This is a genomic window from Bacillus sp. 1NLA3E, from assembly GCF_000242895.2.
In the GTDB taxonomy this organism is placed as follows: Bacteria; Bacillota; Bacilli; order Bacillales; family Cytobacillaceae; genus Bacillus_BU.
On record NC_021171.1, the window covers coordinates 3386353 to 3397730 of the forward strand.

At 40.0% G+C, this 11378-nt stretch carries 9 protein-coding genes and 1 riboswitch; of the genes, 2 read left to right on the top strand and 7 right to left on the bottom strand.

Going from position 1 to position 11378, the window contains the following annotated elements; translation table 11 throughout:
- Positions 1 to 30: 30 nt before the first annotated feature.
- The 3 genes from splB to B1NLA3E_RS16225 form a co-directional block, all read right to left on the bottom strand.
- The gene (splB, locus tag B1NLA3E_RS16215) at positions 31 to 1056 is read right to left on the bottom strand and encodes a spore photoproduct lyase (RefSeq protein ID WP_015594920.1); all 1026 of its coding nucleotides are present in this window, start codon (positions 1054 to 1056) and stop codon (positions 31 to 33) included.
- A gap of 112 nt (positions 1057 to 1168) precedes the next feature.
- Positions 1169 to 3730, bottom strand: a complete 2562-nt coding sequence (locus B1NLA3E_RS16220) for a vitamin B12-dependent ribonucleotide reductase (RefSeq protein WP_015594921.1) — start codon at positions 3728 to 3730, stop codon at positions 1169 to 1171.
- A gap of 340 nt (positions 3731 to 4070) precedes the next feature.
- The gene (locus tag B1NLA3E_RS16225; RefSeq protein ID WP_015594922.1) at positions 4071 to 4913 is read right to left on the bottom strand and encodes a lipoate--protein ligase family protein; all 843 of its coding nucleotides are present in this window, start codon (positions 4911 to 4913) and stop codon (positions 4071 to 4073) included.
- 185 nt (positions 4914 to 5098) lie between these two features.
- Between B1NLA3E_RS16225 and B1NLA3E_RS16230 the strand changes: the two genes are divergently transcribed.
- Positions 5099 to 5479 (top strand): rhodanese-like domain-containing protein, encoded by a 381-nt coding sequence (locus tag B1NLA3E_RS16230; RefSeq protein ID WP_015594923.1) that lies wholly within the window; start codon positions 5099 to 5101, stop codon positions 5477 to 5479.
- Positions 5480 to 5862: 383 nt separating this feature from the next.
- A complete protein-coding gene (locus B1NLA3E_RS24225) occupies positions 5863 to 6009 on the top strand; it encodes an FbpB family small basic protein (RefSeq protein WP_144061499.1) in 147 nt (48 codons plus the stop codon).
- 61 nt (positions 6010 to 6070) lie between these two features.
- Here B1NLA3E_RS24225 and B1NLA3E_RS16235 read toward each other — a convergent pair whose 3' ends face one another.
- From B1NLA3E_RS16235 to gcvT, 4 genes are all read right to left on the bottom strand, one after another.
- Positions 6071 to 6799 carry a polysaccharide deacetylase family protein gene (locus B1NLA3E_RS16235; RefSeq protein ID WP_015594924.1) on the bottom strand — a complete coding sequence of 243 codons (729 nt, stop codon included), beginning with the start codon at positions 6797 to 6799 and terminating at the stop codon, positions 6071 to 6073.
- A gap of 166 nt (positions 6800 to 6965) precedes the next feature.
- The gene (gene gcvPB / locus B1NLA3E_RS16240; protein ID WP_015594925.1) at positions 6966 to 8426 is read right to left on the bottom strand and encodes an aminomethyl-transferring glycine dehydrogenase subunit GcvPB; all 1461 of its coding nucleotides are present in this window, start codon (positions 8424 to 8426) and stop codon (positions 6966 to 6968) included.
- Positions 8419 to 9765: an aminomethyl-transferring glycine dehydrogenase subunit GcvPA gene (gene gcvPA, locus B1NLA3E_RS16245; RefSeq protein WP_015594926.1), complete on the bottom strand. Its 1347-nt coding sequence runs from the start codon at positions 9763 to 9765 to the stop codon at positions 8419 to 8421. The genes gcvPB and gcvPA overlap by 8 nt, the downstream gene beginning before the upstream one ends.
- Positions 9766 to 9789: 24 nt before the next feature.
- Positions 9790 to 10896 carry a glycine cleavage system aminomethyltransferase GcvT gene (gene gcvT, locus B1NLA3E_RS16250; RefSeq protein WP_015594927.1) on the bottom strand — a complete coding sequence of 369 codons (1107 nt, stop codon included), beginning with the start codon at positions 10894 to 10896 and terminating at the stop codon, positions 9790 to 9792.
- A gap of 363 nt (positions 10897 to 11259) precedes the next feature.
- Positions 11260 to 11348: riboswitch (glycine riboswitch) on the bottom strand.
- Positions 11349 to 11378 lie beyond the last annotated feature (30 nt).

Below are 11378 nucleotides of genomic sequence, written 5' to 3' on the forward strand. Positions count from 1 at the left end.
CATGAAAAAATAGTACGGCGTACAAGTTATTTAAGTGAAATATTCTATTTCTGCTTCTGGAAAAAATGATCCAATATATTGTCGTAGTGTCTGATCAAGATCCTGGGCTTCGGCTGTTGGATAAACATATTTTCCAATTCCATATCTACCCCATTTATATTTTCGCTTTTCCTCATCCATCTCTAGCTTAGTCTTCGGGTATCTTTTTTCAATGACCCTTTTCGCTGGCTTTGTAAAACGATGCTGAATTAGTTCAAAGGTTAACCCCTTCAAGTCCACTCCTTGTAAAGCATGACTTAGCCGATCAAAAAGCTCGTAATAGCCTTCCTGCCAGCCTTCATGCATATAGATTGGGGCAACGATAAAACCAAGGGGATACCCAGCGTGGGCAACCTTTCTAGCCCCTTCAAGCCTTTCATCGAAGGAAGAAGTTCCCGGTTCGAAATTCTTGATGACATACCTGGAATTCACACTAAATCTAAAACGTGTTTTTCCATTATGCTTTGCATCCAACAAATGGTCGACATGATGAAATTTTGTAACAAACCGTAATTTTCCCAACTCTGATTGTCCAAAAAACTCTATAGTTTTTTTCAACGAATGAGTTAAATGGTCTATCCCCACAATATCGGATGTACATGCTGCTTCAAATCGAGTAATTTCTGGTTTTCTTTCATCCATATATTTTTGAGCTTGAGCAAAAATATCGTCTAAATTGACGTAGGTCCGGATGTATGGTTTGCTACCGAGTGTGGTCTGTAAGTAACAATAATGACAGTGACCCATGCATCCAGTGGCAAGCGGGATCGCATATTCTGCCGACGGCTTAGATGTATCAAATTTTAACGTTCTCCTAACACCCACTACAAGTGTGGACTTGGCGTTTCGATATTGTTGTAACTCATTATCACCAGGAATACCACGAATCTGATTATGTGAGGTGGTTTCACGAATTTCTAATCCCATTTTGGTGAATTTCTCTTTCAGTTCTCTTCCAATTGGGTACTCTAATGCTTGCGGCTCAATATAGACAAGCTGAGGGATAAATGGCTCCATTTTTTTCCTCTTTTCTTCATTAGTGAGTGCATTTTTCTAGTATGAGCAAAACAGCCGGAAAACAAAAAAAAGAGGAGGGAAAAGTTATTCCCATCCTCTTTTGCATATTAGTTTACAAACCGCATTTTAATTGCGCGCCACAATTCGTACAGGTATTGCAACCGCCCATTTCTTCTATTTGACCTTTACGACAGACAGGACAAGTGTTGCCGACTTCAGATCCGATTGTCATATTTGTTGAGCGAAGTTCACTAATAGTATCCACAAGAACAACGTGTTGTTTTGCTTTTTCTTTGAAAATTGTTTTTGATTCTTCAAAGCTATTTTCTTCGGCTGTTAATGTTAATACTTGGCTGTCACGTGAACCGTCAACATATACGGTACCACCTTTAGCACCGCCTTTGTATAAACGCTCATATAATTTTTCAACTTGTTCTACGCTGTAGCCCTTTGGCGCATTAACTGTTTTACTAATGGAACTGTCAATCCAGCGCTGGATGATACACTGTACGTCAGCATGGGCTTCAGGTGCAAGCTCCATCGCTGCGACAAACCAGTTTGGAAGGCTTTCAGGATCTGCCTCCGGATGTTGATCCAAATATTCTTGAACGATTTCTGCCTTAACTTCAATAAATTTACCGAGTCGACCACTTCGGTAATAAGAAAAGGAAAAATATGGTTCCAATCCTGTGGATACCCCAACCATTGTCCCAGTAGATCCTGTGGGAGCAACAGTCAGTAAGTGTGAATTACGAATACCATATTCTAAGATCGAATTACGAATGTCTTCAGGCATTTTTTTCAGGAAGCCTGTGTGAATGAATGCATCCCGTAGACGATTCGTATCTGCTTGGGAGTTTCCTTGTAAGAATGGGAAGCTACCCTTTTCTTTTGCAAGTTCTACTGATGTCCTATATGCAGTTGTTGCGATTGTTTCAAACACTTTATCGACCAACTTGTTTCCGGCCTCAGAACCGTACTCTGTTTCACAATAGATAAGTAGGTCATGTAAACCCATTACACCAAGTCCAACACGGCGCTCTCCAAGTGCTTGCGTTTTATTTTCGTCAAGGAAGTATGGAGTTGCTTCAATTACGTTATCTTGCATCCTGACTCCAACTTCAACCGTACGGATTAGTTTTTCATAATTAACTGTTTTAGTTTGCTTATCTGCCATTTCAGCTAAATTTACTGCTGCAAGATTACAGACAGAATAAGGTGCGAGTGGTTGCTCCCCACACGGATTCGTTGCTACAACCTTTTGACCGTACGCCTGGGCATTGGTCATTTCGTTAGCGTTGTCGATAAAGAAAATACCTGGTTCTGCTGAATATGTTGAACAAATATTGATTAGATTCCAAAGCTCTTTTGCTCTAATTTTCTTGTAGGTGCGCACTTTGTAGCCGAGTTTTTCCCATTCACGAACGTCGCCAACTTTGTGCCATTCTTCATTGTAAATCTTCATGCCTTCCGAATCATAGCTTTCAACATCTGGGAAGCGAAGCTCGTATTCACCGTCATTTTCTACGGCAGTCATAAATTCTTTAGTTAAGCAAACGGAAATATTTGCTCCTGTTAAGAATTCAGAGTTATGAACACTGTAAGTTCCACCGATGCGAAGCTTTTCTTCAGCGTCAGCGATAATCTGTTGGCTGAATCCACCATAACCAGGAATGCTTTTGTAATTTACAATTCCTTGGTACATCGCGTTTTCTTGCTCAGTTAATGGAGTGAATTTTAATTTATCTTTTGCTAATTTTTTAATCATTTCATCTTTTGTATTTTCAATCAAAAAGCGCAAAATTCTTGGATTTTGCATTTTAGAAATAATAAATTCAATAATGTCAGGATGCCAGTCCGATTGCATAATCATCTGAGCACCACGTCTTGATCCACCTTGTTCAACTAGATGCGTCAACTTAGCAATATCATCTAACCATGAAACTGATCCAGATGATTTTCCATTTACACCTTTTGCCAGTGTGTTTCGTGGACGTAAAGTTGAACCATTTGTTCCAACCCCACCACCACGGCTCATGATTTCCATTACCTGTTTACGGTGTTCAGAAATTCCTTCACGAGAATCCGGTACAAATGGCATAACGTAACAGTTAAAGAACGTAACTTCTGTTTCTGCACCTGCTCCATAAAGAACACGACCAGCCGGAATAAAGTTCAAATTCACAAGCTCTTGATAGAACTTATCAAACCATTCTTTCCGCTTTTCATCTGTCTTTTCAACAGAAGCAAGCCCAGTTGCATTCCGTTTTGCAATCTGCTCATAAAATACCTCGAGCGGCTTCTCAATTACGTCAAGTGGTCGCTTGATCACACCAGTTGCAGCTTCTTCAGGATCATCAAGGACCCCACGGAATTCCTCATCTACCAAAACTTTTGCAGATTTACTTTCCCAATCAATATCAAGAATGAAACCAAGTCCGCGTGCTGGGAATTTTGGGTCTTCTTTAATCGTTAGAACGACGAAATCTCCAGTTGTTAAGGTAATTTTCTCAGTATCTTTAAACGTATACCGATCCAGCATTACCAGCTTTGATACCCCTTTATGCGTAATCTTCATATCGGGAGTAATCGGATGAACCTGTGGAAATAATCGGATATCCTCGTTCAATCTTTCAATGTTCATATTCAATTTTTGGGGTAGCACAACAGACATGATCACATCTCCTTCAAAAAAATTGTCCTACTTTTTCTCTTAATAAGAAAATAATAGAACCATTTGTAAATCTAGTTGTTTGTTAAATCTAAAGTTATCATAATCAAAGGTTTAATTCAACATATAGTATTGTGAATATTTTCGACACTACTACATATTGTGTTGAAGCTTACAAATCATTATTTTGTCAAACATAAAAATAAGTATAAAATGGAGAATATGAGAGAAATACTAGGGAATTCCTCATAAAAAGAGAAATTTCAACAAAATTTGAAGGTTGCACTTTCCTTTATCAGAAAATATTATCATTCAAAATAAAAAAGCGATTCCTCGCCTTTTTTTAACGTTTATAATTCCATTTATCATTTTCATACCGGACTTGTGCAAGCTTATTTACAACCTCTAATTCTTCAGCGGAAAGCTGATATGGCTCGAGTTCAATATTTAACCCTTCGATAAAACCCTTTCTAAACGCTTCCTTCGCTTCAGAGAGAGTAATCCGCCGAGGGCTAATATCATTAATGGCAACTGCTTTATTTTTAAAAGCCATTTGCATCCGTTCTTTCACTCGCTCACTTGGGTACTGGAATAAACTAAAAAGTTTATCCTCATCAAGGTCCAAAAGGATTGAACCATGCTGAAGGATGACACCTTTTTGCCTTGTTTGAGCACTCCCAGCAACTTTCAGTCCTTCAACAACTAGTTCATACCAACTTGGGGCATCAAAACAAACAGCAGATCGTGGATTTTTTAAGGAATCTCTTTCATCCTCCGTCTTTGGAACTGCAAAATACGCTTCAAGTCCTAAGTGATGAAACCCCTTTAAGATGCCTTCAGAAATGACACGATACGCCTCTGTAACCGTTTTGGGCATTTGCGGATGATCTTCGGAGACAATAACACTATATGTTAGCTCATGTTCATGAAGGACACCACGCCCACCAGTTGGACGGCGGACAAATCCAAGATCATGTTTTTTTACTGAATCCATATCAATCTCCCTGCCCACCTTTTGAAAATAACCAATCGATAAAGTCGCAGGATTCCAGCCATAGAACCGGATAGTTGGTGGGATTTTCCCTTCACTATGCCATTGTAAAAGTACCTCATCTAAAGCCATATTAAAAGATGGTGAGCAATCACCTGAATCAATGAAACGCCAAACTTCTTTTTCTTTTTTCATACAAAAACCTCTTCTTTATGTTAATAAACTGTCAATGGTAACATTCTAGCAAACATTTGCTAAAAACAAAACAAGACGATTTTGGTTCATTTTCCGCAAAGTTTTTTTGGGATTCCCTTTACTCTTAAGTGGTTCGCCTTATATAATATAAGTTGGCTTATGAAAGCTTGAAAGGAGCAGGAACATTGGATACACTATATTTCCTTCTAATCATTACCGGAGCTTTTTTAATTTACTCTGTCTTCACATGGCTCTATCAGCGAAAAATTGTTAAAACCCTGACAGAAGAAGAATTTCGTGCTGGTTATCGGAAAGCACAATTGATTGATGTTCGTGAACCGAATGAATTTGAAGCAGGGCATATTCTTGGAGCTAGAAACATCCCTCTTTCGCAAATGAAAATGCGTATGAAGGAAATTCGCCCAGATAAACCTGTATACTTGTATTGTCAAAGTGGCATGCGAAGTGGGCGCGCAGCTCAATTCTTATATAGAAGAGGCTACAAAGAACTATCGCATCTAAAAGGCGGGTTCAAACTTTGGACAGGTAAAGTAAAAGCAAAATAACAATGATCTTTTAACCAAAAGGCTGATCCATCGATCAGCCTTTTATTTTATAGGCTCTGTTAAACAAGAATGTTGATTTCCGTTCCAGGCACTCGCTTTCCGCGGGGCGGGCGGTGAGCCTCCTCGGCGCTTAAGCGCCTGTGGGGTCTCACCTGTCCCGCTACTCCCGCAGGAGTCTTCGTGCCTTCCACTCCAATCAACATTGTGCAAAAAATCAGCATTGAGCTTTAATACAGCCTATTTTTATGAAACGCAATGTTAACGGTTGTTGTTAAGAACTGATGAAACTATTGCCTTTTTTAAGTGTTCGAAAAATTGTAATATTTCACCCGTTCACATCATTAACACTACTGTTATGATGTAAATTAAAGAGGGAAATGACAATGAAAAGAAGAAATCGCAAAAACTTTCAACAACTCGTTAATCAAAACAGGTTAGAAATCGAAACGAACCCTTTCGAAATGGAAAGAATCGAGAAAAAAATTGAAGAAAAACATTTAAAAAGCATAAATACCTCTGGTTCTCACTAAATAAAAAAGGGCACTTTCTAATTAAATAAGAGAGTGCTTTTTATTTTCTAATAAAAATTAATCATTTTACAATGTTAGCAAAGTCGTCTAGCGTTGTTGAATATTTTACATAGATTCGTGGGAGGAAGAAATTTTCGTTTTCGATTCCCTTTTTTGAAAATAAACTTGGTGTAGTAGTAAGTCCAAATTGATAATACTTTTTCGTTTCGGAAATGACACGATTATTATAATTCCCATATGGATAACTAAGTGCGATAACCGGCCTCCCTGTAATCTTTTGAATTTTTTCTTTTGAACCCTTTAACTCATTTTCAAAATCTGGATTTTTTGTTAAATCTAGATGTGTCGCAGTATGAGACTGAATCGAAAACATACCTGAATCGACCATCCTTTTCAATTCCAATTTTGATAATCTATTTTGCTTTCCAATAAAATCTGAAATCACAAAGAGGGTCGCTCTTGGGTTAAACCGTTCATCCTTTACCTTTTGAAAAATGGCAAAAACGTTCTCATTATTTTTATATCCATCATCGATGGTAATAAAAACAGGTTTCTCCACCTTGTTGATATCCTGCCAATTCTCAAATGTTAATAAAGTATAACCGTGATTTTTTAAATACAGGATTTGTTTTAAAAAGTTTTCTGGTGTCACATACAACTCTCTAGAACCATGGCCGTTGAACGCATCGATCGAATGATAAACAAGGATTGGCACTTTTTGTACTCCCAAAACTCGAGTTGGAGCAAACAACGCAAAAATCATTAATAGAGAAAAAACAAGCCTTTTCATAAATATCATTCCCTTTAGTTACTTTGTGATATATTGTTCCGCTCTGTTTTAAATTTATTATCAGCCATTGGACTCATCCTCGATGATTATTTTTAAAAAAATGAGACCTTCCCGCATTGATGGGAAGGTCTCCTGTTTTATTACCATTTCTTCTTTAAATATATAATCACTGCTTTTGATACCTTAATACCGGCTTACGGGCTGCCAAAGCCTCATCCATCCGACCGACAACCGTCGTGTGCGGAGCCTCTTGAACGATTTCTGGAGTTTCCTCAGCTTCTATAGCGATTTGAATCATCGCATCTATAAAAGCATCTAACGTTTCCTTCGATTCTGTTTCCGTCGGTTCAATCATGATACATTCTTCGACGTTTAATGGAAAATAAATCGTTGGTGGATGATAGCCAAAATCAAGCAGTCGTTTGGCAATATCAAGTGTGCGAACACCGAGCTTTTTCTGGCGGCTTCCGCTTAATACGAATTCATGCTTACAATGCTTATCAAACGGCAAATCATAATAGGTTGCGAGCCGCCTCATCATATAATTTGCATTTAACACCGCATATTCAGTTACCGCCTTCAGACCGTCTGGGCCCATTGAGCGAATATAGGTGTAGGCACGAACATTAATTCCAAAGTTCCCATAATACGGTTTCACACGCCCGATTGATTGTGGACGATTATAATCTAGGACATATTCGTCTCCATGCTTATCAATAAGAGGCTTCGGCAAAAACGGAATCAGCTCTGTCTTCACCCCAACTGGACCTGAACCAGGTCCTCCACCACCATGTGGGCCAGTAAAAGTTTTGTGCAAATTCAAATGAACAACATCAAAACCCATATCTCCTGGTCGTGCTTTTGATAAGACCGCATTTAGATTAGCGCCGTCATAATAAAGCTTTCCACCTGCATCATGAACAATTGTGGCTACCTCTAATATATTCTCTTCAAACAATCCAAGTGTGTTTGGATTTGTCAACATTAAGGCAGCTGTGTCTTCACCAACTACCCGTTTTAAATCTTCGAGGTCAACAAGACCCTTTTCATTCGATTTCACCGTAATGGTTTCAAGCCCCGCAACCGTAGCTGATGCAGGATTTGTTCCATGCGCCGAATCAGGGATAATTACTTTAGTCCGTTTTAGATCCCCATTGGCTTCATGGAAGGCACGAATCAACATTAACCCTGTCCATTCCCCGTGAGCACCTGCTGCTGGTTGGAGAGTCACCTCATCCATCCCCGTAATCTCTTTTAAATGCTGTTGCAGGTCATATAGAAGCTCAAGTGCTCCTTGAACTGAGCTTTCATCTTGAAGAGGGTGTAGGTGGGCGAAGCCGTTAAACCTTGCAACCGACTCGTTAATCTTTGGATTATATTTCATTGTACAAGAACCAAGGGGGTAAAATCCTGAATCGAGCCCATGATTTCGTCTTGAGAGTGCAGTATAATGACGCATTATATCAAGCTCTGAAACTTCTGGAAGTTCCGGCTCTTTCTCACGCAAATATCCTACTGGGATCAATTCAGCTAAATCAACAACTGGGATATCCATTTCCGGCAGACTATAACCAATGCGGCCTGGTGTGCTTGACTCAAAAATCAGTGCTTGATCCTGTTTAGGCATGATGCTCCCCCAATTCTTTTACAAATTGATCGATTTCTTGTTTTGTCCGTAATTCCGTTACTGCGATTAACATGTGGCCATCCAGTTCTGGGTAATCCCGGCCTAGATCAAAACCACCGATGATTCCCTTTTTAAGCAAGTTTTGATTCACTGGCTTAACAGGTTTCCCAAGTTTAATGATAAATTCATTAAATGACGGCCCATTAAAAGCAATCTCAAATCCCTTTTCCGCCAAAGCATTTTTCGCATAATGTGCCTTTTGAATATTAGCTAATGCCATTTCTTTAACGCCTTGCTTTCCAAGGGCGGTCATTGCCACGGATGCTGCTAATGCGTTTAGGGCTTGGTTTGAACATATATTCGATGTCGCTTTATCACGGCGAATGTGCTGTTCTCTTGCTTGGAGGGTTAGGACAAAACCACGGCGTCCGCCTTCATCTACTGTTTGACCGACAAGTCTACCTGGTACTTTTCGCATTAGCTTAGTGGTCACAGCAAAATATCCGCAATGTGGTCCACCGAACGCTGTAGGGATACCAAACGGTTGTGCATCCCCTACCACGATATCAGCCCCGAATTTCCCCGGTGGAGTTAATGCTCCAAGCGAAAGTGGATTGCTAGAGACGACAAACATCGCCTTTTTGGCATGAGTAATTTCTTCAATTTCCTTTAATGGTTCAATTCTACCGAAAAAGTTTGGATATTGAATGATTACAGCGGCAACATCATCAGTAGTTAACTCCTGAAGAGAGACTAAATCAGTAACTCCATCCATGTATGGGATTTCGATGACCTCGAGATATTGGCCTCTCGCATAAGTCTTTAATACTTCTTTGGCTTCTGGATGGACTGTACTTGAAACTAGTACTTTTTTCCGTCGTGTTTGACCAGCACACAGGCTTGCGGCCTCTGCCAATGCAGTTCCCCCATCATACATTGAAGAGTTAGCCACATCCATTCCAGTTAACTCACAAATCATTGTTTGAAATTCGAATATAGCTTGAAGCTCGCCTTGCGAAATTTCCGGCTGATACGGGGTATAGGCTGTGTAAAATTCTGAGCGTGATATAACATGGTCAACAATCGTTGGAATGTAATGATCGTAGACTCCGGCTCCAAGGAACGATGTGTGTGATTTTAAATCTGCATTTTTCCCAGCTAATATGGTAAGTTCCTTCAATAATGCTGGCTCTGATTTTGCTTCCTTGATCTGGTACTCGCCTTTAAACCTAACTTGTTCTGGAATATCGCTGAACAACTCACCGACGGAATTAACGCCTATTGCTGCTAGCATTTCAGTCTTATCATTTTCTGTCATGGGTAAATAGCGATGCTTCATTCATCATTCCTCCCAAATAAAAATTTACTTAACCTTTTTTTTATAAAAAGGCATTTTGACGATTTGGGCCTTCAATTGTTTGCCACGAATTTCTACTTCGACCACAGTACCTAATGGCGTATATTCAACTTGTAATAAAGCTAAACCAATATTTCTTTTTAAAGTTGGGGATTGTGTACCTGTAGTCACTTCACCGATTTTCCTCCCATCCTTGAAAACTGGATATCCGTGTCTCGGAATCCCCCGATCAATCATTTCCAATCCAACTAGCTTTCTAGAAGCTCCATTCTCTCTCTGCGCCTTTAATACTGATTTCCCAATAAAATCAGCTTCTTTATTTACCTTAACCGCAAAGCCAATTCCAGCCTCGATTGGGGTTATATCAGAGGAGAGTTCCTGTCCGTACAGGGCAAGCATGGCCTCAAACCGAAGTGTATCTCGAGCACCTAATCCACATGGGATCACTCCATCAGCGCTACCCACTGCTAAAATATCGTTCCATATGGTCGCAACATCTTCGGTATCACAATAGATTTCAAACCCATCTTCTCCGGTATACCCCGTCCTTGACACCAAAGCCTGAGCTTCATTCAACATTACATCGGTTTGAAATTGGAAAAAGCCAATCTCACTTAAGTTCGTCCCTTTCGCAAGTTTTTGCAATACTCGTTCTGCCGCTGGACCTTGTAAAGCCAATTGCGCCGTTTTTTCTGAAAAATTAACAAGGCGGACATCTCCATTAAGGTGTTTGGTTAACCATTGGAAGTCTTTTTCAATATTTGAGGCATTTACAACTAGAAGGAAATGATCCTTCGCCAATTTATAAATAAGTAAATCGTCTACAGTTCCACCATTTTCATAACACATCGCGGTGTACTGTGCGGATCCAATATTTAATTGTGAAACATCATTCGTCATCATTTTTTGGAGATAAGCAAGACTGTCAGGACCAGTTACATCAATTTCCCCCATATGGGAAACATCAAATATACCTGCTTTTGTTCTAACTGCCTCATGTTCCTCCTTAATCCCAGAAAATTGGACTGGAAGTTCCCACCCTCCAAAATCAATCGTTTTCGCGCCATATTGTTTGTAAACATCAAATAAAGGTGTTCGTTTCAACTGTGACATTGTTTTCCCCCTCAACAATAGTTAGCGGTGTTTTGCCCTTTTCCTAAAAATAAAGGCTCTGTTACTAGAATGTTGATTTCCCTCCAGGCGCTCCCTTTCCGCGGGGCGGGCGGTGAGCCTCCTCGGCGCTTAAGCGCCTGTGTGGTCTCACCTGTCCCGCTGCTCCCGCAGGAGTCTCCGCTATATCCGCTCCAATCAACATTGTGCAAAAAATCAACATTGAGCTTTAACACAGCCAAAATAAAAAAAGGACAGAAACCTCCCGTTTATCTAACGAGTGGTCTCTGTCCTAGTACCTGAGAGTTTACCGTTACCGGCTTTCCCCTTTGGTGGCTCCATTAAAAGGAGCGCTCTCCAGAGGTGCGTCAAACAAGAGTTCTTTTGCCTGAGAGATTCACTAATCTGCTTGCTCCTTCGGCGCTACTTAAAGTAGTCTCTCCCCTTGTTATCATTCGCATCAATATTTTTTTAAAGAATGGGTA

Excerpts from the sequence above, each read along its gene's own strand:
- splB (WP_015594920.1), bottom strand. The coding sequence starts at position 1,056 with ATGGAGCCATTTATCCCTCAGCTTGTCTATATTGAGCCGCAAGCATTA.
- gcvPB (WP_015594925.1), bottom strand. The coding sequence starts at position 8,426 with ATGCCTAAACAGGATCAAGCACTGATTTTTGAGTCAAGCACACCAGGC.
- B1NLA3E_RS16235 (WP_015594924.1), bottom strand. The coding sequence starts at position 6,799 with ATGAAAAGGCTTGTTTTTTCTCTATTAATGATTTTTGCGTTGTTTGCT.
- B1NLA3E_RS16220 (WP_015594921.1), bottom strand. The coding sequence starts at position 3,730 with ATGTCTGTTGTGCTACCCCAAAAATTGAATATGAACATTGAAAGATTG.
- B1NLA3E_RS24225 (WP_144061499.1), top strand. The coding sequence starts at position 5,863 with ATGAAAAGAAGAAATCGCAAAAACTTTCAACAACTCGTTAATCAAAAC.
- gcvT (WP_015594927.1), bottom strand. The coding sequence starts at position 10,896 with ATGTCACAGTTGAAACGAACACCTTTATTTGATGTTTACAAACAATAT.
- gcvPA (WP_015594926.1), bottom strand. The coding sequence starts at position 9,765 with ATGAAGCATCGCTATTTACCCATGACAGAAAATGATAAGACTGAAATG.
- B1NLA3E_RS16225 (WP_015594922.1), bottom strand. The coding sequence starts at position 4,913 with ATGAAAAAAGAAAAAGAAGTTTGGCGTTTCATTGATTCAGGTGATTGC.